General features: G+C 55.4%; 22 protein-coding genes and 1 pseudogene. 6 read left to right on the top strand and 17 right to left on the bottom strand.

The genetic code is table 11. The features are described from left to right. Positions 1–24: 24 nt before the first annotated feature. The 7 genes from ACTIKR_RS02345 to ACTIKR_RS02315 all read right to left on the bottom strand — a co-directional run bounded on the left by ACTIKR_RS02345 (position 25) and on the right by ACTIKR_RS02315 (position 7,799). Complete coding sequence (locus tag ACTIKR_RS02345) at positions 25–546, bottom strand: monovalent cation/H(+) antiporter subunit G (RefSeq protein ID WP_442327070.1); 522 nt, start codon at positions 544–546, stop codon at positions 25–27. After that, positions 543–824: a K+/H+ antiporter subunit F gene (locus ACTIKR_RS02340; protein WP_100696923.1), complete on the bottom strand. Its 282-nt coding sequence runs from the start codon at positions 822–824 to the stop codon at positions 543–545. The genes ACTIKR_RS02345 and ACTIKR_RS02340 overlap by 4 nt, the downstream gene beginning before the upstream one ends. Next, positions 824–1,315 carry a Na+/H+ antiporter subunit E gene (locus ACTIKR_RS02335; RefSeq protein WP_442327068.1) on the bottom strand — a complete coding sequence of 164 codons (492 nt, stop codon included), beginning with the start codon at positions 1,313–1,315 and terminating at the stop codon, positions 824–826. Before ACTIKR_RS02335 ends, ACTIKR_RS02340 begins: the two co-directional genes overlap by 1 nt. Further along, positions 1,312–2,952 (bottom strand): monovalent cation/H+ antiporter subunit D, encoded by a 1,641-nt coding sequence (locus ACTIKR_RS02330; RefSeq protein WP_442327067.1) that lies wholly within the window; start codon positions 2,950–2,952, stop codon positions 1,312–1,314. Before ACTIKR_RS02330 ends, ACTIKR_RS02335 begins: the two co-directional genes overlap by 4 nt. Further along, a complete protein-coding gene (locus tag ACTIKR_RS02325) occupies positions 2,949–3,290 on the bottom strand; it encodes a Na+/H+ antiporter subunit C (protein WP_128394148.1) in 342 nt (113 codons plus the stop codon). The genes ACTIKR_RS02330 and ACTIKR_RS02325 overlap by 4 nt, the downstream gene beginning before the upstream one ends. Further along, positions 3,281–6,265, bottom strand: coding sequence for a monovalent cation/H+ antiporter subunit A (locus ACTIKR_RS02320; protein ID WP_442327066.1), 2,985 nt, complete (start codon positions 6,263–6,265; stop codon positions 3,281–3,283). The genes ACTIKR_RS02325 and ACTIKR_RS02320 overlap by 10 nt, the downstream gene beginning before the upstream one ends. Positions 6,266–6,563: 298 nt before the next feature. Continuing rightward, positions 6,564–7,799: an anti-sigma factor domain-containing protein gene (locus tag ACTIKR_RS02315; protein WP_442327065.1), complete on the bottom strand. Its 1,236-nt coding sequence runs from the start codon at positions 7,797–7,799 to the stop codon at positions 6,564–6,566. Positions 7,800–7,996: 197 nt separating this feature from the next. Here ACTIKR_RS02315 and ACTIKR_RS02310 point away from each other — a divergent pair, with 197 nt between their 5' ends. Beyond that, positions 7,997–8,776: an SDR family oxidoreductase gene (locus ACTIKR_RS02310; RefSeq protein WP_442327063.1), complete on the top strand. Its 780-nt coding sequence runs from the start codon at positions 7,997–7,999 to the stop codon at positions 8,774–8,776. A gap of 3 nt (positions 8,777–8,779) precedes the next feature. Here ACTIKR_RS02310 and ACTIKR_RS02305 read toward each other — a convergent pair whose 3' ends face one another. From ACTIKR_RS02305 to ACTIKR_RS02295, 3 genes are read right to left on the bottom strand one after another with little or no spacing between them, the layout of a single operon-like run. Beyond that, the gene (locus tag ACTIKR_RS02305) at positions 8,780–9,781 is read right to left on the bottom strand and encodes a Bug family tripartite tricarboxylate transporter substrate binding protein (protein ID WP_442327061.1); all 1,002 of its coding nucleotides are present in this window, start codon (positions 9,779–9,781) and stop codon (positions 8,780–8,782) included. A 52-nt stretch (positions 9,782–9,833) separates the two neighbouring features. Beyond that, positions 9,834–10,205, bottom strand: a complete 372-nt coding sequence (locus ACTIKR_RS02300) for a hypothetical protein (protein ID WP_442327060.1) — start codon at positions 10,203–10,205, stop codon at positions 9,834–9,836. Continuing rightward, positions 10,202–10,591 (bottom strand): hypothetical protein, encoded by a 390-nt coding sequence (locus tag ACTIKR_RS02295; RefSeq protein ID WP_442327059.1) that lies wholly within the window; start codon positions 10,589–10,591, stop codon positions 10,202–10,204. The genes ACTIKR_RS02300 and ACTIKR_RS02295 overlap by 4 nt, the downstream gene beginning before the upstream one ends. Before the next feature lie 170 nt (positions 10,592–10,761). Between ACTIKR_RS02295 and ACTIKR_RS02290 the strand changes: the two genes are divergently transcribed. Further along, positions 10,762–11,529, top strand: coding sequence for a M23 family metallopeptidase (locus ACTIKR_RS02290; protein ID WP_442327058.1), 768 nt, complete (start codon positions 10,762–10,764; stop codon positions 11,527–11,529). A 43-nt stretch (positions 11,530–11,572) separates the two neighbouring features. Here ACTIKR_RS02290 and ACTIKR_RS02285 read toward each other — a convergent pair whose 3' ends face one another. The 7 genes from ACTIKR_RS02285 to ACTIKR_RS02255 form a co-directional block, all read right to left on the bottom strand. Further along, a complete protein-coding gene (locus ACTIKR_RS02285) occupies positions 11,573–12,481 on the bottom strand; it encodes a LysR substrate-binding domain-containing protein (protein ID WP_442327077.1) in 909 nt (302 codons plus the stop codon). Positions 12,482–12,503: 22 nt separating this feature from the next. Beyond that, positions 12,504–13,310 (bottom strand): 2,5-didehydrogluconate reductase DkgB, encoded by an 807-nt coding sequence (gene dkgB / locus ACTIKR_RS02280; protein WP_442327057.1) that lies wholly within the window; start codon positions 13,308–13,310, stop codon positions 12,504–12,506. 509 nt (positions 13,311–13,819) lie between these two features. After that, entirely contained in the window at positions 13,820–14,245 is a 426-nt protein-coding gene (locus ACTIKR_RS02275; protein ID WP_442327055.1) for an organic hydroperoxide resistance protein, read from the bottom strand. 209 nt (positions 14,246–14,454) lie between these two features. Then, positions 14,455–15,933 (bottom strand): efflux transporter outer membrane subunit, encoded by a 1,479-nt coding sequence (locus ACTIKR_RS02270; protein WP_442327054.1) that lies wholly within the window; start codon positions 15,931–15,933, stop codon positions 14,455–14,457. Then, positions 15,930–19,109 (bottom strand): efflux RND transporter permease subunit, encoded by a 3,180-nt coding sequence (locus tag ACTIKR_RS02265; protein WP_442327053.1) that lies wholly within the window; start codon positions 19,107–19,109, stop codon positions 15,930–15,932. Before ACTIKR_RS02265 ends, ACTIKR_RS02270 begins: the two co-directional genes overlap by 4 nt. 10 nt (positions 19,110–19,119) lie before the next feature. After that, positions 19,120–20,319 (bottom strand): efflux RND transporter periplasmic adaptor subunit, encoded by a 1,200-nt coding sequence (locus ACTIKR_RS02260; RefSeq protein ID WP_442327051.1) that lies wholly within the window; start codon positions 20,317–20,319, stop codon positions 19,120–19,122. Between the two features lie 313 nt (positions 20,320–20,632). Continuing rightward, positions 20,633–22,111 carry a phytoene desaturase family protein gene (locus ACTIKR_RS02255; protein WP_442327050.1) on the bottom strand — a complete coding sequence of 493 codons (1,479 nt, stop codon included), beginning with the start codon at positions 22,109–22,111 and terminating at the stop codon, positions 20,633–20,635. Positions 22,112–22,186: 75 nt separating this feature from the next. Here ACTIKR_RS02255 and ACTIKR_RS02250 point away from each other — a divergent pair, with 75 nt between their 5' ends. The 4 genes and pseudogenes from ACTIKR_RS02250 to ACTIKR_RS02235 all read left to right on the top strand — a co-directional run. After that, positions 22,187–22,780, top strand: coding sequence for a TetR/AcrR family transcriptional regulator (locus ACTIKR_RS02250; RefSeq protein WP_442327048.1), 594 nt, complete (start codon positions 22,187–22,189; stop codon positions 22,778–22,780). A 619-nt stretch (positions 22,781–23,399) separates the two neighbouring features. Next, entirely contained in the window at positions 23,400–24,188 is a 789-nt protein-coding gene (locus tag ACTIKR_RS02245; protein ID WP_193086831.1) for a sterol desaturase family protein, read from the top strand. Then, complete coding sequence (locus ACTIKR_RS02240; protein WP_442327047.1) at positions 24,185–25,156, top strand: fatty acid desaturase; 972 nt, start codon at positions 24,185–24,187, stop codon at positions 25,154–25,156. Before ACTIKR_RS02245 ends, ACTIKR_RS02240 begins: the two co-directional genes overlap by 4 nt. A 10-nt stretch (positions 25,157–25,166) precedes the next feature. Next, positions 25,167–25,651 (top strand): annotated as a pseudogene (locus ACTIKR_RS02235) (3-oxoacyl-ACP synthase); the annotation flags it as partial.

Raw genomic sequence — 25,651 nt, 5'->3', positions numbered from 1 at the left:
GTGTTGCCTTGCCTCCAATTTTCATCAAGTTTCCGGCAGATCGGGGGCCGGCCTGGTACGTCGCGTAGCCTGGGCATCAGGCTCGTTTTTCTGGTCCTGGTCCTGGTCCTGGTTCGGTTCCATTTCCAGTTCTGCTTCTATGGAGGCAACGTCGCTGGCGGCCTTACGGTCTTTTCCTTCTTCACTAGCATCAGCAACTGGCGTGACTGCAATCGTGACACTATCATCGGGCGCGCTATCCCGTTCTTCACGCAATACAAAGGAACGCACCAGCAAAATGGTACTGACCGGTGAAGTAATGAAAATGAAAATACCGATCAGTATTTCATGCAGGAAGGTGCGATCCTTGAGGCTGAACGTCAGCAGCAGCGAAGCCAGCAACAGGGCCCAGAGCGCTGTGGAGTAGATGATGGCCTGTGTGTGAGTGCGGGGCAGGAAACTGCTGACCCTGACCATTCCGATACTGGCTGCCAGCACCAGCAATCCGCTGGCTACGATCAAGGCTGAAGCAGGGATAACAATCCAGGGCGACAGGGTATCCATCATGGCTCGATTACCTCGCCGCGTAACAGAAAGCGCGCCATTGCCGCCGTGCTCAGAAAACCGAAAAGACTGACCAGTAAGCCGATGTCAAAATACCACGACGTGCGATATAGCATGCCTAGCGTCAGAGCGATCATCATGCCAATCAGATACAGGGTATCGATGCCCAGTACCCGATCCTGAGGCGTCGGTCCAACAAACAGGGGGTGACTTAGAATAACGCCTGCCAGTGCGAAACAGAACAGGGTGAAATAGCAGGACCAGATAAGAAGGGTTTCCATTATTCAAAAATCTCCTTCAATGGTTTCTCATAGCGTTCAATGATATAGGCTGCCCAATCGCTTTCCTGGGGCAGGTCCAGAATATGCAATTGCACGTAATCTCCCGACTCCGGAAAGCCAGCCCAAAGCGTCCCAGGCGCATAGTTGATAATCGCAGCCAGAATCGCCAGCCCATGCGGGTCACGCAGCGTCAGGGGGATAGTGACAAAACCGGGCGTGATGCTGATTTTGGGATAGCGAAGAACCAGCCTGATGGCTGCCATGCTGGAGCGAAACGTATCTGTCAGCACAATACAGGTCAATTTCAATATTACCCAAATGCGTCGCGGCCTGGCCAAAAATGGCCGCAGACGACGCGACATCAAGACAATAATCACGGACGCCGCCAATGCAAAAGCCAGAGTGCCGGTACTCAGCGGCGCATCGGCAAGCAGCAGCCAGATAACCGCAAGAAAAAGGGTCATGGGTACCCACGAAAACCACGATTTCATTGTGCACCTCCATGTGACGATATGACGGCTGGCCGGCTGTTGAGCACCGCCTTCATATAGGTTCCCGGATTGTCAAGTTGCTTGGCAGTCAGCGAGAGCTGGTCCATCACCGGACCGGCAAAAACGGTCAGCGCAATGCACAGCATTAGCAGCAGGGTAACGGGAAAGGCTTCGCGTCGACTGAGCACCGGCGGCTTTAATTTCTCGCTGCTCCAGAACATTCGAATGCCAGCGCGTCCCAGGGCAATGACTGTTGCCATGCCGGAAATCAGCATGGCTACCACCAGCAGCCATACGCTGGTGGTGGTAGAGGCATTGGTCTGGGACAGATCCAGCGCCTTGGACAGCAAGGCGAACTTGGCGATAAAGCCCGAGAATGGCGGCATACCGGCAATGACCAACGCACAGATGAAAAAGGCCAACCCCAGAAACGCCAGGGCGAATGGTATCGGTTTACCCACAACGGTTCCGGAATAATCGGTACTGTCCTGGTCGTCGGCGCTGAATGCTTCCAGACTGACCGCCAGCACGTTACCCCCGAAAGATTCGGTACGTTTGATCAGTTCGATCAGGTAAAAGAACGTACTTGTCACCAACACGGAGCTGAGCATATAGAATAGGGAAGGGCCGGTCAGAATGACACTTGGCATACCCAGCGCAGAGAGCAGGGTGCCGGAAGACATAATGATGCAATAGCCCACCAGTCGACCGCTGTTTTTTTCCGACAAGATGCCCAGTGTGCCAAACAGCAAGGTTGCCAGCCCGATGACATACATCCAGTCTCCGCTGAACGCCGCCGGCGCACCTGTGGGCAGCAGCAGCGAACCAATGCGCAGCAATGCGTAGATGCCTACCTTGCTCATGATCGCGAACAGCGCCGCTACCGGCGCCACTGCGGCCGAATAAGCGCTGGTCAGCCAGAAGTTCAAGGGCCAGGCGCCTGCCTTGATCAAAAAGGCAATACCCAGGATGGCGCAGGCAGCCTCGAACAATCGCCGGTCGTCGCCACTTAGCGTGGCGGCGCGCAATCCCAGGTCTGCCATATTGAGCGTACCGGTAATGCCGTACAGGACTGAAATGGCGATCAGCAACAAGAATGAGGCAATCAGGTTGACGGTAACGTAGTGCAGACCGGCAGCGACCCGAGCCATGCCCGAGCCATGCAGTGCCAGGCCATAGGAGGCGGCCAGAAAGATTTCGAAAAAAACAAACAGATTGAACAGGTCACCGGTAAGAAATGCGCCATTCAACCCCATCAGAATGAACTGAAACAAAGGATGGAAAAAGACGCCGGCACGATCCCACAGTGCAGTCGAATAAAGCAGTGAGCACAGCCCCAGCACTGCGGTCAGTATCAGCATGATCGTGCTGAGCTGGTCGGCCACCAGCACAATGGCAAAAGGCGCCTGCCAGTTGCCCAGCAGATAAACCATAATATGGTTTTCGTAATCGTTGGGAATACGTCCGGTCGTCATGCCGAACAACGCCACCGCGACGCAAAACTGGGCAAGCACGGAAACGATGCCCAGGACGATGGTCGCGTTCCGATACTGATCGCGCAGCACCAGCATGAACGCACCCACGATCATCGGAATGGCAACCGGCAGGATGGGAAGATGATTCATCCACTGGCTCATTGCGACTCCGTTCCATCTACGTGGTCAGTATTGGACAAACCGCGCAACGCAAGGATTACGACCAGAAACAGGGCTGTGGTGGCAAAGCTGATCACAATGGCGGTCAGTACCAGCGCCTGGGGAAGGGGATCGGCATAATTGGCCAGCGTTGTCGCCACACCCTTTTTCAGGATCGGCGGGGCGCCAGTCGTCAGTTTACCGGTAGCGAAAATGAACAGATTGACCGCATAAGACACCAGCGTCAAGCCGATAATGACCTGGTAAGTACGCGGTCGCAGCAGCAGCCAGATACCCGAACCGACCATAATGCCGATGGCGATAGACAGAATCAGTTCCATGATGGTGCTCCCTGGGCATTCGGCGGCAGCGCGGGTTTGGCCAACACGCCGCCATCGCTGCCCTGATCAGATGCAGTGCTGTCGCTGCTCGTATTTTCTTCGGCCGTCTCGGCCGACACTTTTTTGTAAAACCGCAAGGATTGGTGACTCAACGCGACCAGCATGAATAAAGTAGAGCCAACCACCACAGCGAACACGCCCAGGTCAAACAAGATGACACTGGACAAATGCAAATGTCCGAGCGGGCCAAGATCAATATCTGCGGCCATCGCAGACAAAAACGGCAGTTTGGCCAGCCATGCGGACATGCCGGCAGCGCCGGCCATCAACAAACCACCCGCAATCCAGTACTGGGGAAAGATGCGCGAGCGGTCTTCGACCCAGCGGATGCCGCCCATCATATATTGCAGGATAACGGCCGCAGCAAAAATCAGGCCTGCGACAAAGCCGCCGCCGGGCAGATTATGGCCGCGCAACAGGAAGAACAACGCAATCAGCGTGGCAATCGGCATTACAAACCGCGAAAGCACGGTCGGCACCAGCATTGTACCCGTGGGCAGTTCAGCATCCTCATCGACGCTGGCGGTATCGCCGCTCTGGCGAAAGCGTCGGTCTTCCAATGCCTTCAGACTTTCTCGTGGCGGACGAAAACGCCGCAGCAATGCGTATACGGTAAGGGCGACAATACTGAGCACGGTAATTTCACCATACGTATCGAAACCGCGAAAGTCTACCAGCAGCACATTGACGACATTGGTGCCGCCACCTTCGGGAAGGGCTTTTTCCAGATAGAACGACGAAATGCCTTCTGGTCTGGGGCGCGACAACTGCAGGTAGGTAAGAATGGACATGCCCAGGCCGGCGACCAGTGCGATCATCATATCGCGCAAACGCCGAACCAGGGCCCGGCCGCGGTCCGACGGCGGTTCGGTCGACATCCTGCGTGGCAGCCAGCGCAATCCCAACAGCAACAGGATCGTGGTTACCATCTCCACTACCAATTGGGTAAGCGCGAGATCCGGTGCTGACAGCCACAGATAAGTGAGACTACTGCACAGGCCGGCGCCGCCGAGCAAAACCAGTGACCGGAAACGGTTGTACTTCGCCTGGTAGGCCGCGCCAACAGCGCAGCATGAACCGACAATCCAGAGCAGCGTAAAGGGCAGATCAATATTGCGCATGGCCAGTTGCGGCCAGGCCTCAAACAGCATTAGTGGCAGAATGGTGACTACAACCGTAATAACGACAATCCACAATACCTGAGGCTGCAGCCGCTTGGTGGAAAACAGATTCATTGCCTGATAGGCAACGGTATCAAGCAGATTCATCAGGAAATCAAAGAATACACGTCCATCGACCCGATACAGCAACGGCGTTTGGCCTGGCGCACGCCGCTGCAGGGGTCGAAGAACCAGGGCCAGCACAATACCGCCTCCCATGGCGATCAGGCTCATCGTGAGCGGTAAATTGAAACCATGCCATATGGCAAGACTGTATTGCGGCAAAGTGGGCCCGAGAATCGAGTGCGCTGCCGAAGACAACACTGGACCAATGATGGTTTGCGGCATGATGCCAATCAACAGGCAGGTCAATACCAGGATGCCGCTGGGCACGAGCATCCACAGGGGTGGTTCATGTGGTTGGTTGGGCAGATCGGTGGCCTTGGGGCCAAAGAAGACCTGCATGATCAGCCGCAGGGAATAGGCCACACTGAACGCACTGGCCAATACCGCAAAGACTGGAAGCCAAGTGGATACTTCAAGATAGTCCGGCAGGTTCAGCGTCTCGGCAAAAAACATTTCTTTCGAAATAAAGCCGTTGAGAAGGGGTACCCCGGCCATGGCGGCCGCAGCCACAACGGCCAGTGTTGCGGTTATCGGCATGGCCTTGCGCAGCCCTGACAACAGTACCAGGTCCCGGGTGCCGGTTTCATGATCGACAATGCCAGTGGCCATAAAGAGCGACGCCTTGAAAGTGGCGTGATTGATCATGTGAAACAGGGCTGCAATGAGCGCCAGTTTGCTATTCAGGCCCAACAGCAGCGTAATCAGGCCAAGATGGCTGATCGTGGAATACGCCAGAACCGCTTTCATATCCCTCTGGAAGGTCGCCACATACGCCCCCAGAAACAGCGAGCACAGCCCGGCCATGCCGATAATCCAGAACCAGGCCGAGGTGCCGGCCAGTACCGGCCAGAACCGTGCCAGAATGAACACGCCGGCCTTGACCATGGTTGCCGAATGCAGATAAGCCGAGACAGGCGTGGGCGCAGCCATTGCATTGGGTAGCCAGAAATGGAATGGAAACTGTGCGCTCTTGGTCAGGGCGCCGAGTGCGAACAGAATCAGGATGGCCAGATACCATGGGTGATTACGCAAGGTGTCGCCCGAATCCAGCACGGCATCCAGATTATAGCTGCCCACAATGTGCCCGATCATGAGCATGGCCGCCAGCAGACAGAACCCGCCAGCCGCAGTAATGGTCAGCGCCATCCTGGCGCCTCGCTTGGCGTCCTGGCGATGGTTCCAGTAGGCGATCAGCATGAAGGAGGACAGGCTGGTCAGTTCCCAGAAAATAACAAGCTGGATAATATTGCCAGACAGCACTACGCCCAGCATCGACCCCATGAACGCCAGAAAGAAGGAGTAGAAGCGGGTAACCGGATCTTTGGGCGACATATAGTAGCGGGCATACAGCACCACCAGCGCACCCATGATAGTGATCAGCAGCGAAAACAGCCACGCATAGCCGTCCATGCGAAAGACGAGATTCAACTTATAGGATGGCACCCATTCGAGGGTATGGACGATGGTGTTGCCCTGCAGGATATCAGGCAAAAAAGACAAGGTAATCAGGGCGCCGATGACCGCGATAATACCTGCCATCCAAGCTTCCGGGGATCTGGCGTGTACGGGCAGCAGGCCGACAAGTATACTACCCAGAAATGGAAGAATTAGAAGCAGGATTAATGACATTTAGTGCTATTTATGAAGAATTATGGCGAATTATTACAATCATACTTTATCTTTTTACATCGACGCTTATATTTTTCGCCGACCCCTGAATTTCAGCTGAAAAATGCCTGCGCTCGCCTTCGATCCACCGACAGCGGCACCGATGTCTGTTTGGAAAATAACCAGAGCGGCAATTTATTACAAGTACGCAAGACAGGGCAGGGTGCCACCTGCCAGTGCCAAGTTGCAGTTGGGTTCTTAGTTGGGTCCTTTAAGGGCGGGCCCGTATTGCACGAAGCCCGGCTGTGGCGACGCTGCGCTACAGATCCGCGACGGTTCCTTTGTAAAGAATGGTGCCTGAAGGCCGGTCATTGCGAGAACCGCCATCGGGTTCCAGGCTGATCAACAGCTGATCGCCTGCAGCAATGGGCCCCACCCGTTCCGCGGTCAGAACAAAGGCTTTACTGTCCCGGATCAGGGCAAGGGCGCTGTCGGTACCGTTGGATCGTTTCCATGCCTGGAGCACCAGGCCGTCCGATACGGTCTGGCGCAGCACTGGCGAAAAGCGGGCATCGCCGGCAGCATTGAAGCGGACCACCCAGCCCGTTTGCGCATTGCTCATTGAGGAGTCCAGCACGGCAACTTTCCTGGGCAGATCCGAAGCAGGCGTGCCCACATACCAGAAAGTGAATGCAGCGATGGCCAGCAGCAGCGCCAGGGCGCGCCACAAGGGAAGCATGAACCAGAGCTTGCGCATGGTGGTTTTCAGGCCCGACGCGTATGGCTGCTCGGCACCGTCGTCGTCGTCCGCCTCCGGACCCTGTGCAACGCTGGTCGGCGGCTTGGCAAATGCAGCGTTCTTTATTTTTTCCCATACCCGGCTGCTGGCCACTTGCGCCGGCAGTTGACTGAGCAGGTGGGTAAACTGGGATTCCCATAACAAGGCGATGCGCGAGACGCCGGCATCGTCATTCATCAACTTGTAGACCAGCTTTTCTTCATTTTCGGACAGCCCGCCCAATACATATTCGCCCATTTTTTCCGTGGCATGATGCGGTGGAGAAAATTCAGGCAAATGCTTGGCCAGGTGCTGCAGCCCAAGAAACAGGTTTTCCTTGAATCTGCCCAGCGGCATGCCGACTTTGGTCGCGGTTTGCGCCTGCGACATACCGCTGAAATACATATTGATCAGTGCCTTTTGCGGCTCTTCGGGCAACTCTTCCAGGTGCAGATAAAAGGCCGGCGTTACCGGCAGATCTTCACGCACGTCTGCATGCAGATTGCTGGAAACTTCATTGAGTATCGATTCATCCTGGCTCTTGCTGGCCATCTGGATGGCATCATAGTGTTCTTTGAAAATCTGACTGATGCGGTAGCGCAGGATGGAGAATATCCACCCCCGTGCCGGCCCCATGTCTTCGTCATAGGCCTCGGCATTGTTCCAGATAAGCACAAATGCAGACACGACCGCCTGTTCTGCAAGATTGTAATTCCCCAATACGCGCAGGGACAGGGCAACCATGAGCGGCGCTTCATGTTTGAACAGAGTCTGCAAGGCACTTTTCTGTCCTTTTGCACACGCTTTTAAGATTTTCTCGTAATTAAAAGGGGTGTTTCTGGCAAACATTTACTTTTTCCAGGCAATTGGGTGAAAATAGATTCAAGTTTAACCGTAAACCAGCCCATTGCATACGTTTGACATTGTTCAGGCCGTGTTACAAAGGGCAGCACAGCAGATTTCCAGGGAAAGCAATGCAACAACAGGGTTCATACACAGATGGCTTCGGGCTGCACGACAAAGTGGTCTTTATCAGCGGCTCAACACGCGGGCTTGGCCTGCAAATGGCCTCGGCAATGGCGCGCAGCGGCGCGCTGGTGTATATCAACGGCCGCAGCGCCCAGTCTGTCGAACCGGCTTGTGCCCAATTGCAGCAAACCGGCGTAAAGGTACAGGGACTGGTCGGCGATATGTCCGTTGTGTCTGACATCGAGCGCTGCATGAATTACCTGGCAGAGCAACACGGCCGCTGCGACGTGCTGGTCAATAATATGGGAATCCGGATTCGCCAGCCCCTGGCCGCTTTTGATTTTGGACAGATGCAGCAGATGCTACAAGTCAATTTGCTGGGCGCCATGTATTTGTCGCAGAAAGCGGCAGCTCTGATGCAAAAGCAGCAGTGGGGCAGGCTGATTACCATCACATCGGTGGCAGGACAGATCGCTCGGCCCGGCGACGGCGTCTATCCCATTGCCAAGCAAGGCCTGACCGGTATGATGCGGGCGCTGGCAGTGGAGTTTGCAGCCAGCGGCATTACCAGCAACGCGATCGCGCCGGGCACCTTTGCCACAGAAACGAATCTGGAGATGGTCAATGCTGCGGCAGGGCAAAGGCTGGCGGCGCGCAATCCGACCGGACGCTGGGGCAGGCCCGAAGAAATTGCCGGACTGGCAGTGTTTCTGGCCTCTGACCTGTCCGCCTATATCAATGGACAGGTCATCGCCGTGGATGGCGGCCTGTCCGTTCTGTTCTGACGGTCAATTAATTTTCAGATTCAGCTTTTCAATCAACGGTTGCCAGCGCGCTTTCTCCTTATTCATATAATCGCGAAATGTTTCCGGTGTGCTTGGTACGGGATCCATATAAATCGCCTTGAGCTGTTTACCTACATCGGGATCTCTGAGCGCGGTCAACAGCGCATCAGTGAGCGTATTGCGGATGGCGATCGGCACTTTTGACGAAATAATGAAACCGGACCAGGCTGCGCCTTCAATGCCAGGCGCACCGGCCTCTGACACCGTAGGAATATCCGGCAGGGAGCTGTTGCGCTGCGCACTGGTCTGCGCCAATGCAACCAGTCTTCCTTCTTTGACCAGGGGAAGAACGGCAATGGGCGCCAGCGCAGTAAACTGGGTATCGCCCGCAATCAGTGAATTGAGCGCGGCGGGCGAAGAGGGATACGGCACAGCCGTCGCCTTACCTTTTACTGCCTGCAGCATGAGTTCTATGGAGAGATGTGATCCGGTGCCATTGCCCGATGTCGCAAAATTCAGCTTGTCTGGCTCGGCCTGGATCTTGCTGATCAGTTCCTTCAATGTATTAATGCCCGACTGCTTTGTCACAACAATCACATTCGGTTGCGTCACAGCCATGGTAAGCGGTGCAAGATCCTTTTCAGGATCATAAGGCAAGTTATTGTAGATAAACTGGTTGTTGACCAGCGGGCCGGTAATGGAAATACCAAAGGTATAGCCGTCGGGTTTGGCTTTGGCCACCTGGTTTGTACCAATATTGCCGCCGGCGCCGGCTTTATTTTCTATCACGATAGGCTGACCCAGTTTTTTCTCGGCGCTGCGGGCAATAATGCGCGCAATCTGGTCGGGTGTGGAGCCGGGGCCGAAAGGCACAATCAGGTTCAACGGGTGTTCAGGCCATTTGCTCTCATCAGCATGCGCAGCAGACGCGGCCAGTGCCAGAGAGCCGGCAGTCAGACTGGCAAGGGCCAGACCAATCATTGTTTTTCTTTTGTTCTTTTGCATTTTTAAGACACGTCCTTTGGAACAATTATCAATAAGCGTGATGGCAGGGAAATCAGCGATCCATGCCGGTCATAATCTGTAGAAACACTTCGTAGGGCTGCATGTGCACCGGGCCAGTCTCGGCAGACACCGGCGTCTGCTGAATACGAACATATTCGGCGTAAGGCAATGTTGCCTTGAGTTTTGTGAAGCGCGCTTCACACTCGGGGAACATATCGGTTTCGGCCGGGTCGTCCATATAATTGGTTGCGTACTGAGCGGTCATGCAGGCAATAATGGCCCGCTCCTTGTCGAACTGCGAGTAGTCGTCAGCAGTCTCGTGGGGTCGACTCATGCTGGTCCACAGGTAAGCCAGCGCAATCAACACGAACAGGACGGCAATCAAATATTTTATTAGGCGCATGCGATCACGGATATCTTTCATAAGCCGATGTCCTCTTTTTTCAGCCCGAAAAGCGTGGTTGCCAGTTTCTCGTATGTGGTTTTGGAAGTAGGCGGTAGATTATCGAAGACATCGTGCAGCGAATATTTCATGCGATATGCCCGTTGAAAGCTGTCATATACCTCGGTTTGCTGGTCACGCAGCTGTTGCGCAGAGACGTTTTGCATCAATGTGGCGTAGGCAGCACGGCATTCTTGCTGTATGGTGGCCAGTGCTTGTTTATCGACGTACTTGGCGCTAAGCAACAGGGACGCACGCGTTACCGTGCAATCGGACATCAGCGCCAATCGCAGACGTTCGTCGTCCTGCCGGTCCGAGCAGGCGCTCAGGCCAACAAGCAGGGAAAGGATTACGGTAAGTCTGGGCATTGGGCAGTTTTCGCTGCGTATTGCCGGATAGCATCGGCTAAACAAGGGCCGTTCGGAGCGAATGGCGCCTCTGAGTAAAGGCCTATCCCGGCATCGCTGTGCGATTGGAAAATGGGTAGAAACGAAAACTATACACGGATTTGCGCTGCGATTGAGCTGAAATAAGTAAAATGCAATTTCATGTATATGCACACCCACTTCCTTTCATGCGCGCCGCGCTGAGTCGGGCCCGCAGGCACACGCTTGTGCTGCTCGGCTGCCTTGCTGCCACCATGCACGCGCTGCCCTCGCTTGCCCAATCCGATGAGGACCTGGACACGATGCCCGAAGTACCAACCGTAGACGGCGATGTCAAAACCATACGTGGGCTGGCAGATGATCTGGACCCGCCCAAGGGATGCAGCAGCAAGGGTTGCGGGCCTTCCCTGAAACTGGACCTGAAGATCATGGGCTTTTTGTCTTCGCCACTGGACAAGAGTTATGTCTCCTCACGTTTTGGCTTGCGCATGCATCCCATATACAACCAGTTGCGTTTTCACGCTGGCGTGGATCTGGTCGCGCCGGTAGGCAGCCAGGTCAAAACGACGCTGGGCGGCAAGGTGTCGTTCGTGGGCGCCAAAGGCGGCTACGGCAATACCGTGATCGTGGAGCATGGTTCGGGTTATGCAACGCTATATGCGCATTTGCAGAAATTTGCCCCACGCCTGGCTTCAGGCCGGGTTGTCGACAAAGGTGAAGTCATTGGTCATTTGGGCGATACGGGCAAAGTGACCGGGGCACATTTGCATTACGAGATCCGCTATAACAATTATGCAGTCAACCCGCTGACCGGCCAGGGTGCGGCTGGCATTGGCCGTATCCAGAAAACGTCTGTTATCAAAGGTGGCCAGACTCAGCGTATGCGTTCCGGCCGTATCAGAACGATCATTCGCCACTGACAGGCCGCGCGCAATTGTCGCATGCCATTGGATAACGACACGTTTACCGGCGGTTCCAGGGTTGTGCCGCCAGCGTCTGCTGCATGAAATCGATGAAGCTTTGAATCCGCAGGGCCAGCGGCGAGTTCCTGTAATACACAGCATGAATCGGCTGAACCTGCTTTTCTGTCAACATGGGCAGAATCGGTACCAGGCGCCCATCGCGGATATCCTCATACGTCATGAATTCGGACAGGCAGACAATGCCCTGTCCGGCCAGCGCCAATTGACGCAACGTTTCGCCACTGGAAGCGGCAACGTCCGGTGTAATCATCAGTCTGTCGGCAGCGTCGGCACGACGCACCGGCCATAGGTTCAGACTATCCGGTTGAGTAAAGCCCAGTAGGGTGTGCCCGTCCAGCGCTGATACTGTCTGGGGCATTCCGCAGCGGGATAAATAATCAGGACTGGCCAGCAGGTTGAGCGCGCTGCTGCCCAGAGGTCGGGCGTGGAGCGTCGAGTTTTGCAGCGTGCCAATCCGGATGGCAACATCCGTGCTTTGCTCCAGCAGATCAATATTCAAGTCATGAGTATTGAGCTGCAATTGGATATGCGGATAGTGCTGCCGAAATGCGCCAATATACGGCACGATCATATGCAGCATGAACGGCGAGGCGGCGTTCACCCGCAACCGTCCGGCCGGGGATTGTCGCCTGGTGGCAAGGGTCTCCTGCATGGCCTGCATCCGCGCAACAATGATCCGGGCATGCTCCAGCAGGAAACGCCCCTCCTCGGTCAGGTGCATGCGACGGGTGGTGCGGTTAAGCAAGGTGGTCTCCAGGCTTTGTTCAAGCCGGGACAAGGTACGACTGACCGCTGACGGTGTCAGGTTCAGTTGCTCGGCTGCCGCACTGATGGAGCCGCTGTCAATGACGGTAACAAACGTCAGCAGATCGTCGGAGTTGGTCATCAGAACGCCAGCCTTTTGCATATGGTCAGTCGTCCCACTCAGGCGCCAGGCTATCGGGGCTGGTAATCCGTTCATTGCGCTCAAGTGCTGCAATTGCCGTCATATCTGCTTGGGCTAACTGCAGTTGTTGTGCAGCAAGGTTGCTTTGTAGATGTGCGTGTTTGGTAGACGACGGGATAACGGCAAAACCGCTATGCATGGCCCACGCCAGCACCACTTGGGCGGGGGTGGCATGCAGGCGTTGCGCAATGGCGTGTACCACCGGATCATGCAACACCTTGCCATAGCCAAGCGTCATATAGGAAGTAATAGCAATATCATTTTGGCGCGCGAACGCCACCACTTTCCTGTTTTGCAGGTACGGATGCAATTCGATCTGGTTGGTGGCAATGTGCCCGGCGCCTACTGCCTCAATGGCTTGACGCAACAGCGCAATGGTGAAGTTGGATACGCCAATCTGGCGGGTCAGGCCCTCATCCTGTGCCTGCGCCAGCGCACCCATGAATTCAACCACAGGTACTGCATTGCCCGGTGACGGCCAATGGATCAGCGTCAAGTCCAGATAGTCGGTGCGCAGCTTATGCAGGCTTTCCTTCAAACTCGGGATAAGTCGGTCTGCGGCGTAGTTGTCCGTCCAGATTTTGGAGGTCAGATACAGCTGATCACGTGTTACAGGACTGGCGCTTAACGCCTGACCGATGTCCGCTTCGTTGCCATAGATTTGCGCGGTATCGATCGCCCGGTAACCCAGCCCGATTGCGGCCGTTACAGAATCGATGACGGTTTGTCCCTTGAGGCGAAAGGTGCCAAGTCCAAAAGTGGGTATGCTCATTCGAATATCTCTCTTAAAAGTCACTGCTTGTGACCAGCGGTGAGGTTGAAAACACGAAGGTTTTTTTCGGCCACGTGTAATTGTGCTTTTCCAGCGATGACAGTGATGCTTGTGCTGTTGACCGCCAGGCGGTAATGTACGAAAGACAGTATAAGAGGCCAAATCCGAAAGAAAAATAGCAACGCTGACAAAGGATTGTTGCGCGAAAATCAGTAATCGTCAACATATCGTGCCGCTGGCCAGCGCAGTTCGAGCAGGCTGTCACCGCCACTGCATCGGGTTGTGGCACAGCATGCGGCAGGAGGGTCGTTGCCGCCATTAAACGCGCTTGAGCGTTTCGTTCAAAAGTACCGGGAACGCCCCGAGCAAGAGCAGGACGCGCGGGAGGTTAAACCGGACGGGCAGGGCGGGCGCGGTATTGCGTTATTACTATTGCGTTATCATTTAAGCAACGCTGCCGCGACATCACATGGATGACGCGGCAGCATTGAGAAGTGACCGCCGCAGTGTTACACCACTGTTAGCGTCACGTCTACATTGCCTCTTGTTGCGTTTGAATAGGGACACACCACATGCGCCTTATTGACCAGGTCTTGGGCGACACTGCGTTCCAACCCAGGCACGGAAATTTTCAGTTCTACCTCAATGCCAAATCCCTGGGCAATGGGCCCGATGCCCACGCTGCCGTCAATCCGGGTATCGTCCGGCAATTTGACTTTTTCGCGTGAAGCGACCAGTTTGAGGGCGCCCAGAAAGCAGGCCGAGTATCCCGCTGCAAAAAGCTGTTCAGGATTGGTGCCAGTGCCGCCGGCGCCGCCCAGTTCTGTCGGCGTGGTCAGTTTCACGTCCAGCACATTGTCCGAAGACACTGCACGTCCATCGCGCCCACCGGTCGCCGTTGCGTGTGCAACATAAAGTACTTTTTCAACCGCCATGTCTGACTCCTGTTTAGGTAACTGCGTAAAAGGGACTAGCCTTATTGTTATAACACTCCCGGTCGGCACAGTGGGTCGATGACCCTGCGCCTGTGCCGGAAAATGCGCTGGGCAGCCGTCGCTATTTGACCTGTTAAAAGCCCTTCAGGATGTACTTGAAACCGCTGCTTCACAATTGCGCTTGTACGTGCGGCACTGTGCAGATTTGGTCAGCGCGACGGTGTCGGAGCAGATGTGCTCGTCGCCATGGGTTGCCAGCCACCGCCCAGCGTCTTGAACAGGGCCAGACGGTTCAGTTGTTCAAGCAGCCCGAGTGTGATCATGTCCTGCTGCGCAGCATAGTAGGCGCGCTGGGCATCAAGCACTTCCAGAAAACCCGAACCGCCGCCGCGTGTAAACAGCGCACTGGACAACTGGAAGCTGCGATAGGTAGACGCAACTAGCGATTGCTGGGATTGCAAACGCGCCGCGATGGTGGTGCGCACGGCCAACGCATCGGCAACCTCGCGGAAAGCCGTCTGGATGGCTTTTTCGTAGGTGGCGAGCAGAATATCTTTTTGCGCTTTCGTCAGATCCAGACTGGCGCGATTGGCGCCGCCATCGAAGATAGGCAAACGCAATGATGGAGCCACGCTCCACGCCAGCGTGCCGCCAGTAAAGAGTCCGGAAAGGCTGTTGCTGGCCGCGCCCGCAGATCCCAGCAGCGAAATGCTGGGGAAGAAAGCCGCTCTGGCTGCACCGATATCTGCATGGGCGGCGATCAAATCATGTTCGGCGGCCAAGACATCTGGCCGCTGCTGCAATACGCTGGAAGGCAGGCCCGCCGGTGGCATGACCAGCCGAGTTGCTGCTCGTGCCTGCAGCGAAAAATCCGTAGGAGGTAAAAGAGAGTCGGGAATCGGCGCGCCCGTCAGCAGCGTGAGGGCATTATTATCCTGCGCCACCTGGGTTTCATATTCGGCAACCTTGACACGGGCTGCATCGACCGTGGTTTGTGATTGTGCCAGCGTGAGTCCGGATTCGGCACCCAATGCGTGGCTGCGGCGGATCAGATCATGCGACTTGCGCTGATTGACCAGCGTACTGCGTGCCAGCGCAAGCTGCTGGCCCGTTGCCTCGAGCTGTAGCCAAGCCGCGGCAATTTCGCTCACCAGACTTATCTGGGCGCTGCGCCGGGTTTCCTGCGCAGCCAGGTAGCGTTGCAGCGCCGCAGCCTTGAGATTGCGTACTTTCCCGAAAAAATCAATCTCGTAGCTGGTCAGTCCCAGATCAACGTTATAACGGGATGACAGGGTGGTCTCACCGGAATTGGCGACACTGGCCGGCGTGCGGCTGCGGCTGGCCTGGGCATCAACGCCGATTGCGGGCAGCCCATCAGCGCGGGCAATGCCGTATTGCGCCCGGGCCCGTTCAATATTCAGGGTCGCAATCCGCAAATCACGGTTATTTTGCAAGCCAAGTCTGACCACGTCGCGCAGGCGTGCATTAGTGAAAAACGTCAGCCAGTCCAGATCGTTTGCTGCCGCTTGTACCGGGCTGGCGTTCGCTGCAGGGTTCTGGGGCCAGTCTGCGCTAACAGGGGCCGCCGGTTGGTGGTAGTCTGGCGCAAGGTTTACGCAGGCTGTCAATCCCAGCAAAGGTATGGCAAGTGCAATTGATCTGCACAGGGGATTTGTAAATATGCTCATGATGTCGTACCTGAAGTGCTGTCCGGTGCATGCGCGCCAGGATGGTCGTCATGCGAATGCCGTTTGCGTCTGAAGCTGCGTACAAGTACAAAGAACAGCGGTACAAAAAAGAGACTGAGCGCAGTGCCTACGATCATCCCACCCAGGACTGCGGTGCCAATCGCGTGACGGCCCCCTGCGCCGGCGCCGGTACCGATGGCCAGTGGCAGCACCCCGAAGCCAAAGGCCAGCGAGGTCATCAGAATGGGACGCAGGCGCTGCCGCACCGCGATCAGCGTTGCTTCAAGGACCGCGTGTCCGCGTTCCTGCAATTGTTTGGCAAATTCGACAATCAGAATGGCATTCTTGGAAGTCAGCCCCACAGTAGTCAGCAGCCCGACCTGGAAGAAGACATCATTATGCAATTCACGCAAGGCCGTAAACAGAAGCGCACCGACAATGCCCAAGGGCACCACCAGAATAATGGCAAACGGCACGGACCAGCTTTCATACAATGCGGCCAGGCACAAAAAGACAAACAGAATGGAGACGGCGTAGAGCAGGGGGGCTTGCGCGCCCGAAATACGTTCTTGCAGCGACGCACCGGTCCATTCAAAACCAATGCCTGCCGGCATTTGCTGCAATACCTGCTCGATCGCCAGCATGGCGGCGCCCGAGCTCACGCCAGGTGCTGCATCACCCTGGAACTCAAGACTGGGGCTGCCGTTGTAGCGGCTCAGTTCCGGTGATCCAAAGGTCCAGCTGGTACTGGAGAAGGCAGGAAATGGTACCATCTGGCCCAGCGTGTTGCGCACATTCCATTGATCGATATCGCTTGGCAGCATACGAAACGGTGTATCGCCCTGTACATAGACGCGCTTGACCCGGCCACGATCCAGAAAATCATTCACGTATGTTCCGCCCATGGCAGTCGATAAGGTGCTGTCGATCGCATCTGTCGCCAGGCTGAAGGCGCCGGCGCGGGCATCATCTATCTTCACGGCAAACTGCGCGGTATCTTCCGGTGCATCGATGCGCACATTCATCAGCTCGGCGCGCTCGCCAAGCAATCGCAATGCGTCGCGGCTAGCCTGTATCAGCGCTTCGTGACCCAGGCCGTTTACATCCTGCAGAAAAAAGTTAAACCCCGAGCTTGAACCCAAACCGCGCACAATAGGCGGCAGGGTGGCGATAATTCGGGCATCGCGGATATGGGCCAGGTCGCGGGTGGCCTTTCTGGCGATGGCCGCAGACGATTGTTCCGGCAAAGGCCGCAAGCTCCAGTCTTTGAGCATCACGTAGGCTCGGGCCGAACTTTGGTCACCGCTTCTACCGGTAATGCTTGTGATGCTGCGCACATCCGGCTGCTTTAGAAAATACTGCTCAATCTGTCGCATAATCGGCTGCAGTCTTGCGTCTGTCGCGCCCGCAGGCAAGGTCACCTGCAGCCGCACTGCACCCTGGTCTTCGGGCGGCAGAAAGGAGGTGGGCAAACGAAAAAATAGCAAGGCCATGACAATCGCAATAATCAGATAGGCAATCAGCCCGCGTCGGGGTCGCTTGGCAACCCCAGCCACCGTGGTCTGATACCGGTCTGCCGTCCGGTCAAAACGACGATTGAAGCCAACGAAAAAGCGATCCAGATAGCCAAGCAAACCCTTGCGCGCGTGCGACGAATCAATATGCTCGCCTTTTTTTACCGGCTTGAGCAGACTGGCGCAAAGGGCAGGGGTCAGCGTCAAAGCCACCGTCACCGAGAGCACCATGGCCGAAACAATCGTGATGGAAAACTGCCGGTAAATGACACCGGTGGAACCGCCAAAGAACGCCATGGGAATGAACACGGCGGACAACACGAGTGTGATACCAACCAGCGCTGGCGTAATTTCACGCATGGACTTACGGGTCGCTTCACGCGGCGAAAGTCCCTGTTCATGCATGACGCGTTCCACATTTTCCACTACCACAATGGCATCATCAACCAGCAGGCCGATTGCCAGCACCATACCGAAGAGCGTCAGGGTATTGATCGAAAACCCTGCAATCGACCAAATGCCAAAAACGCCCAGCAATACAACGGGAACCGCAATGGCAGGAATCAGCGTGGCCCGAATATTCTGCAGAAACAGAAAGATAACCAGCACCACCAGCACCATTGCCTCGAGCAGCACCTTGACCACTTCATCGATGGACGCGCTGATAAACGGGGTGGAGTCAACGCCGATAAAGGTTTTCAGATTGTTGGGAAAAAACGGTTCGAGTTCGGCCAGTTTATCGCGAACCCGCTGAGCCACTTCAACCGCGTTGGCGCCGTCTGCAGCAATAATGCCCATGCCGGCCCCGGGCAGGCCGCCCATTGCCGAGCGGATTGTCAGGTTTTCTGCCCCCAGTTCAACCCGGGCCACATCACTGATTCGCACAACGGCGCCATCGGGTGCGACACGCAGGACCACATTGCGAAAATCTTCTTCGGTCTGCAACATGCTGCGTGCGGTAATCGTGGCGTTCAACTGCTGTCCGCTGACCGCAGGCAGTGAGCCCAACTGTCCTGCGGACACCTGTACATTCTGCTTTTGAATGGCTGCGGTCACATCGGCAGGCATCATGTTATAGCTGAGCAATTTGCGCGGATCCAGCCAGATGCGCATCGCATATCCCGTGCCCAGCGTCTGCACTTCGCCGACGCCATCGATCCGGCTGATGACGTCTACCAGGTTGCTGGTAATGTAGTCCCCAACATCCACCGGTGAGGCGCTGCCATCGTCCGAGTAGAGCGAAACAATCATCAGAAACTCTTCACCACCTTTGGTCACGGTCACGCCGCGGCTTTGCACCTGCTGGGGCAGGCGCGACATGGCCTGCTGCAGGCGGTTCTGCACTTGCATCTGCGCGACATCAATATTCGTGCCGGCATCAAAAGTAAGCGTGATCCGCGCCCGTCCTGCTGCGTTGCTCGTGCTGCGCATGTACAGCAGGTTGTCAAGGCCCTTCAATTGCTGCTCAATGACCTGGGTCACCGAGTCTTCCACGGTCTTGGCGGACGCACCAGTATACGTCGCAGTAATCGCGACCCGGGGTGGCGCAATGTCGGGATATTGCTCTAGCGGCAAAGTCTGGATCGAAGCCAGTCCGGCAAGCATGATGACAATGGAAAGCACCCATGCAAAAATCGGACGGCTGATAAAAAACTGTGCCATGCTCCGATTCCTAACCCGGTTTACTTGCGGTTTCTACCGGCCGCACCACAGTGCCTGGTCGGACATGCAGGGAACCAGTCACCACAACCCGGTCGCCTGCCACAAGCCCTTCCAGGACCTGCCAGCTGGCGCCGATCGCGCGCCCGACCACGACAGCGCGCTCCTGAACCTTATCGTCGGCATCGACCACTAACGCAACCGTGCTGGCATCAGGCCTGCGCGTGATGGCCTGTTGTGGCACCATGACAGACTGATCACCCGTATTGTTTTCCAATACAGCCCGCACGTACATGCCCGGCATCAATACGCGATCCGGATTGGGTACGTTGGCACGCAATGTAATCGAGCCCGTGCCGGGATTGACAGTGACGCCGCTGAACGTCAGGCGCCCCGGGTGCGGATACAGGCGCCCATTCTCGAGACGCAGCCGGATGACTGCGTCATTGTCTGCCGTTGCCTGCAGGCGGCCAGCGGCAATATCGTCCTTCAACTGCAATAATTCCGCAGATGACTGCGATACATGCACATAAAGCGGATCCAGTTTCTGAACGATCGTGAGCGCCGTATCCTGATTGGCAGTGACCAGCGCGCCTGGCGTAACATTAGACAATTCAATCCAGCCGTCTATGGGCGAGACGATGCGGGTGTAGTCAAGATTGATCCTGGCGCGCTGTTCCTGAGCTTTCGCGACGGCAAGGTCTGCCGCCGTCTGTTGCGCTTCGGCCTGCGATGTCTCGTTTATTTGCGCACTGATCGCATCAATACGCACCAGCTCTCGATTGCGCCTGGCCACGGTGCGGGCATTGGCATAGGTAGATTCGGCTTTTTTCACATTGGCGCTGGCCACGGCGTATTCGGCTTCATAAACAGCGGGATCCAGCTGATAAAGCACCTGTCCCGCCTTGACTTGCGAGCCTTCGGTGAACAGCTGCTTCTGGACAATCCCGTTGACCTGGGGACGGATCTGCGCAATGACCGGCGCAACGGTGCGTCCCGGCAGTTCAGTGGTAAAGGTGATGCGTTGTGATGAGAGCGTTGCCACGCCGACTTCGGGTGGACCTTCGGCCTTGGGCGCCAGTGTGTTCGCGCCATCGTCCGGAGAACACCCGACAAGCGTCATGGCAAGCATAAGCAGTATCAGCAAGGTCAGTACTGGCGCCGGAACAAGGCGCTGCGGATCCAATGTTGAAATACTGACGGATTTAATCATGGCATCGAATAAAAAACGGAGCAGGGGGTGGGAGGATTCACAGTCCCCGTGCCGCTATGTCTGCTTACCAGGCCTTTGCTGAAAACAGCACGCCTTTACGACGGCACCGGCCAGCATCGACAGACAGAACAGGCGAAACGAAAAAATAGTAGCATGATTACACAGTATTTCAGTTGAAACTTTTGTATCACCGACTCAAAGTGCGTTTTATTCGGCAGAAATCGGAAATCGGGCCGCTGTCTTGCGGTTCGTGTGAGCTTTCGTTAACCATGCTGCAAGCGGATCCTTCCGCAGATTCCCACAGTTTGCTTTGTCAGCGTCGTGGCCTGCGTTGTTTATCCTGAATCATGGCATGAGCAGCTTGTATGCCTGACCAAACGGCGGTGGACACGCCGTATCCGGGAAATGTGGTCTGACCCGCCAAATAAAGTCCCCCGATACCAGAACGATGTGGAAAAAAATGATGCGGCGGGGTTCCCGGTGCGACGCCATAGAGTGCGCCTTCATATAGGTGGCGCTGGTGAACAAATCCATCAGGATCCATCACGCGCATGGATTCAATTTGCATGCCGGGCATTCGATGCCTTAAAGCGTCAACGTGAAGCTGCACGGTCTTGTGCGTCATTTGCGGCGTCCAGCCCGAGGCAGTATCCACACTCGACACCGGTGCAAACATTTCAATGATTTGTTTTCCATCTGGAGCAAGATCCGGCAACACCTGCGTAGGCACGCTATAAGAACAATAGTCAGGTCGCGTGGTTACGGTTCTGTGCATCCGCCCTTGATGTTCCATGCCGGGCACATGATTAATCATGAACGAGTTGGGCAAATCAACACCAGAGCAACCCAGCTGGATCGACACAGCGCGGTGGGACAACGACGCACGGCTTGCGATGCGGGCCAAGGCTTGCGGTACTGCATTTTGCGGTAACAGGTTGCGCACGACATCAAAACCAGAAATTGTCGTCAAGATACGCTGCGTCTGCAATCGTTCTCCATTTGTCAGAACCACAGCACATACTTTGTCTGCCGCCATCTCTATGCGCGCGACCCGTTGGCCCCAACGGGTCGACACATTCGACGGCGGCAAATGACGATACAACGCTTCACCAATAGCGCTCATGCCGCCACTGGGCAAATGGAAGCCCTCTTCGAGCAACGCCAGCAGGCCGATGATTTGAGTGGCAGGCAGCTTATCTGCAGCGATTCCGGTGTACAACAATGTGGCACTCACCGCAGCCTGCAGTCCGACATCGGGAAAATACGTCTTGATGAGTGAATCGACGCGGTCGCCCATGCGCGGCAGATATAACCCAAGGTGGCGCAGCGAATGCCACAACGACGGCTCTTGCGGCAGAATTTCGTGAATCAGCTTGCGATAAATTGGCCCCCACTGTGTTTGCAGACGATTGAGCCCGGCTCGCAAAATCTGGGTCGATTGTTCGCGTTGTTCGCCCCTTGGACCCGCAACCCATGAATTGCTGGCGTCGGTCAGATGCACAACGGTGCCATCATCCAGGTGCGATTGCATCGGACGCGTGATGGCCTGAAGCGGAACCAGCGCCTCGAAATCCAGACCCAGTCGTTGGAAACCATGCCGCAGTAAAGAGGGCACCGCTACATACATGGCACCATTATTGAAGGTAAAACCATCAATGTGCGTGGCAGAGCAACAGCCGCCGAATGTCTCACCGGCTTCGACCAGCACGACGTTATGGCCAGCGCGGGCCAGTGTCAGGCTGGCTGCCAAGCCGGCCAGACCGGCGCCAATGACAACAGTCGGAACGTTCACAGATGTGGGCATTTGGCGTTGACAATAAATAAACAATGTTCAATACTATACATTGTTTATTTATATGGTGCAAAAATGACCGATCGTATTACACGTAAGCGCCAACGGACGCAAGCACACATCGCGCAGATCGCGGTGGCTTTGTTCGAAAAGCATGGCTACGAATCGGTCACCATGGAGCAAATAGCGACTGAATCTGACGTGGCACGAGGAACGCTATATAACCATTTTGCTGTCAAAGATGCCGTACTGGTTTACTGGATACATACCCAATTGAGTGACGCGCTCGGGTCTCTGGTTAATCAGGCGCTGACTCGTTCCTCGTTTGTAGAGCGGGTGGCTATCATTTTGAATGCCTCTGCCGCCTGGTGGGAAAAGCATCAATCATTCGCCGCGCCCTACATTCGATACCGGTTTCATGGTTTGCCAGAAGGACAGGGCGCCGCACCATCAGACCTCATCCCGGTGTATGCGCAATTGATCAAGGCCGCGCAAAAAACGGACGAAATCGCTACATTGACTCCGGCAGACCGGCTGGCCAGGTATCTGCACTATCTTTACCTGTCCGCGTTAATGGAGTGGCTGGCCGATCCGGAACAATCTTTAAGTCAGCAGTTCGCCCAGGCATTCGATTTTTTCATGAAGGGCGCCGAGTCTGGCATGAAGTAGAACGGGTGTCGGTGTTTCTGTTAGTTATCGGGCAAAACAATGCACTCCGGGCAGAAAATATCAAGCTTGGCTTTGACCGCTTGTATGGCGCATGGTGCGGCGGTAATTTTTAATCAATGATAAGAAGCGTAATCGGTGTAGTCGGGATTGCATTAACTACATGGTCCTAGAGGACACAGATGAGGCCGCTGGTGTATTGGGTAGAAAGTCAATAATCACTCGTCATCGTCACACGGTAGGCCCAACCAAATATACAACTTTACATAATATATATTATGCGAATATTAGAACCACGAAATCAACCCCAACCCATTAGCGTATAACAACAGAAAACCCTGATACAACCTTGAGGCTTGCCCGGATATTTGCACCAAGTGCCTTATTAAGCGCTTGCCATGTACACGGCTGCTGCACAATAACGCTGCCGGATCGATAATCACACAGCCCAAGGATTCAAAACAATCGATCGCCTTTGCTTGGCACGCGGTGCGTATATGCCGATGGCTACCTGTAGCATTGCACCAAACATCTGAATACCGGCTATTATTATTGCAACTTAAAATACAACGCGTTCTTGCGCGGTCAATTAACAAGTGACATAAGTCACCTCACATAAATTATGGGTCAAGTCTTTCAATCGCTGTCCGCATCGCAAGTTATCCTATGGGGGCTGCTGTTTTTCGGCGGTATTTACCTGGTCTTCGGTAGCATCACTTGGGCTTTGACCCGACATCTATTGCCGGCGCTGGGCCTTGGCCGCACTCTGGACCCACGCGCACTCACTGCCGCCCAATTGCGCCATGAGTTTACCTGGTCTGGGTTGTCGGTTCTTATTTTTGGCATTGGCATGATTTTCCCCTGGGGGCTGCTCCAGCTGGGATGGGCCTCTTTGGACCCGAATCCTTCCGGATGGCAGATTTTCCTTGAAATTCTCGTTCTTGCCATCTGGAACGACGCCCATTTCTGGCTCAACCACAGGCTGCTGCACACTCGGTGGCTGCGCCGGTTTCATTTGCCGCATCACCGCTCGGTGGTGACAACGCCGTTTGCCACCTATAGCTTTCATCCCATTGAAGCCCTCATGCTGGGCAATGTGATTCTGTTGCCCATGCTTTTACACGATTTCAGTTTCTGGGCGCTGTTTTCGGTTCCACTGTTTAGCCTGTTCTTCAATTGTGTTGGCCATGCCAACTACGATTTTTTCCCGGGCGTCTCTTATGCGCACTGGTTTGCTGCGAGCCGCCGCCATCACTTGCATCACGCCTGCTATAACGGCAATTACGGTTTTCAGTTCACTTTCATGGACCGACTTTTTGGCACACGCCTTGAAGCGGATGCAGCGCGCACTGTCATTGACCGACTGGCAAAGCGCAAGCAGCCAGATTCGATGGGTGCGGGTACAAGATGACGCTGCTGCATGATCAATCCGGCCCCAAACGTGGACCCGCTGGCCAGCGGCAATCTGGCCTGCCTCGATTGAAATATGCCAGAGATTGGCAAAGCCTGCTGTACATGCTGGCATTACCGGCACTTGTGGTTTGGCAATGGATCTACGGCTTTTCTGTGCTGCTGTATCCTATCCTGCTGTTTCTAACGTTGGGCATTGGCGTTATCCATCACAACCATACCCATCTGCGCATGTGGCACGGCAAGCGAGCCAACCGCTGTACTGATTTGCTTATTACGCTGTTGCAAGGACATCCGAGTTGTGTCTTTTTCCCGACGCATGTGGCTAATCATCATCGGCATAAACATAGTGAACGGGATATCGCGCGCACCTATCGGTTTGCCGCAGGCGACACCAATACCCTGCCCGGCTACGTGCTGCATCCGTTCCAGGCAATCGGTGTGCTGTATCCGGCCATTTATCATTGGCTTGGCAGATTACGTCGTCATCAGCCGGGCGTCTGGCGCTATTGCTTGCGCCAGTACGCATTCTGGTTCCTGCTCTGGGCAACGCTGCTGACGATCAACCCGGGCAAAGCCATTCTGCTTGTCATTATCCCGCAGTTGCACGGGCTACACTGGTTACTGGCCACCAATTATCTGCAACACGCTCATGCCGACGGCTCTGTGCAAGGTCGCAAAACGCAATTGCCACTTGCCTACGCCCGAAATTTCGAAGGATGGGTCAATCCCCTTCTATTTAATATCGGCCTGCACACCGCGCATCACGAACACTCCCGCGCCCACTGGTCGCTGCTGACGCGCTTGCACAAAAACCAGTATCGCAGCCAGGTTCATCCTGCATTGCTTGAACGCGGGCTGATAAGTTATATGATACGCACCTTTGTTAAGGGAACGCTCAACCCGCGCTTTCGCAGTCAATCGCTGATGTGTCCCCGCACCAATCACCTGCCCCCGCCCACTTCCTGATGGCCTGATTATGCCTATTCAATTTGACCAAGTGTTTTTGCAGCAAGCCAGTTATTTTTTACCTGGAGATCCGGTAGAGAACGAGCGGATGGACCAGTACATCGCACCGCTTAACCGTATTTCCGGCCGGATCAAGCAGCGCATTCTTGCAGAAAATGGCATCAAGCAGCGTTATTACGCAATTGATTCCGACGGCAATACGACGCACACCAATGCCATGCTTGCCTGTGCGGCGGTGACAGATTGCCTGCAACGAGGACAACTGACGCTGTCAGATATATCGCTGCTTGCCAGCGGCTCTTCCGGCGGCGACACGCTCATGCCGGGTTTTGCCAACATGATTCAGGGCCAGCTGTCCGCCCCGCCCATGGAAACGATATCAATCCACGGTATCTGTGCGGCCGGGGTTGCGGCCATTCAGGCAGTTGCCCAGGGTATACAGGCCGGCGCTCACACGCACGGCATCGCGGTGGCCAGCGAAATGCCGTCGCGTCT

Origin of the sequence: Advenella sp. (assembly GCF_052108595.1) — a bacterium.
GTDB lineage: Bacteria > Pseudomonadota > Gammaproteobacteria > Burkholderiales > Burkholderiaceae_B > Advenella.
This window is presented reverse-complemented; position numbering and strand designations above follow the sequence as displayed.

What these genes read in the sequence shown, in the direction of transcription:
- ACTIKR_RS02270 (WP_442327054.1), bottom strand. Translation starts at nt 15,933, where the DNA reads ATGAGCATATTTACAAATCCCCTGTGCAGATCAATTGCACTTGCCATA.
- ACTIKR_RS02310 (WP_442327063.1), top strand. Translation starts at nt 7,997, where the DNA reads ATGCAACAACAGGGTTCATACACAGATGGCTTCGGGCTGCACGACAAA.
- ACTIKR_RS02275 (WP_442327055.1), bottom strand. Translation starts at nt 14,245, where the DNA reads ATGGCGGTTGAAAAAGTACTTTATGTTGCACACGCAACGGCGACCGGT.
- ACTIKR_RS02260 (WP_442327051.1), bottom strand. Translation starts at nt 20,319, where the DNA reads ATGATTAAATCCGTCAGTATTTCAACATTGGATCCGCAGCGCCTTGTT.
- ACTIKR_RS02290 (WP_442327058.1), top strand. Translation starts at nt 10,762, where the DNA reads ATGCAATTTCATGTATATGCACACCCACTTCCTTTCATGCGCGCCGCG.
- dkgB (WP_442327057.1), bottom strand. Translation starts at nt 13,310, where the DNA reads ATGAGCATACCCACTTTTGGACTTGGCACCTTTCGCCTCAAGGGACAA.
- ACTIKR_RS02335 (WP_442327068.1), bottom strand. Translation starts at nt 1,315, where the DNA reads ATGAAATCGTGGTTTTCGTGGGTACCCATGACCCTTTTTCTTGCGGTT.
- ACTIKR_RS02330 (WP_442327067.1), bottom strand. Translation starts at nt 2,952, where the DNA reads ATGAGCCAGTGGATGAATCATCTTCCCATCCTGCCGGTTGCCATTCCG.
- ACTIKR_RS02325 (WP_128394148.1), bottom strand. Translation starts at nt 3,290, where the DNA reads ATGGAACTGATTCTGTCTATCGCCATCGGCATTATGGTCGGTTCGGGT.
- ACTIKR_RS02345 (WP_442327070.1), bottom strand. Translation starts at nt 546, where the DNA reads ATGATGGATACCCTGTCGCCCTGGATTGTTATCCCTGCTTCAGCCTTG.
- ACTIKR_RS02320 (WP_442327066.1), bottom strand. Translation starts at nt 6,265, where the DNA reads ATGTCATTAATCCTGCTTCTAATTCTTCCATTTCTGGGTAGTATACTT.
- ACTIKR_RS02265 (WP_442327053.1), bottom strand. Translation starts at nt 19,109, where the DNA reads ATGGCACAGTTTTTTATCAGCCGTCCGATTTTTGCATGGGTGCTTTCC.
- ACTIKR_RS02340 (WP_100696923.1), bottom strand. Translation starts at nt 824, where the DNA reads ATGGAAACCCTTCTTATCTGGTCCTGCTATTTCACCCTGTTCTGTTTC.
- ACTIKR_RS02295 (WP_442327059.1), bottom strand. Translation starts at nt 10,591, where the DNA reads ATGCCCAGACTTACCGTAATCCTTTCCCTGCTTGTTGGCCTGAGCGCC.
- ACTIKR_RS02305 (WP_442327061.1), bottom strand. Translation starts at nt 9,781, where the DNA reads ATGCAAAAGAACAAAAGAAAAACAATGATTGGTCTGGCCCTTGCCAGT.
- ACTIKR_RS02300 (WP_442327060.1), bottom strand. Translation starts at nt 10,205, where the DNA reads ATGAAAGATATCCGTGATCGCATGCGCCTAATAAAATATTTGATTGCC.
- ACTIKR_RS02240 (WP_442327047.1), top strand. Translation starts at nt 24,185, where the DNA reads ATGACGCTGCTGCATGATCAATCCGGCCCCAAACGTGGACCCGCTGGC.
- ACTIKR_RS02250 (WP_442327048.1), top strand. Translation starts at nt 22,187, where the DNA reads ATGACCGATCGTATTACACGTAAGCGCCAACGGACGCAAGCACACATC.
- ACTIKR_RS02245 (WP_193086831.1), top strand. Translation starts at nt 23,400, where the DNA reads ATGGGTCAAGTCTTTCAATCGCTGTCCGCATCGCAAGTTATCCTATGG.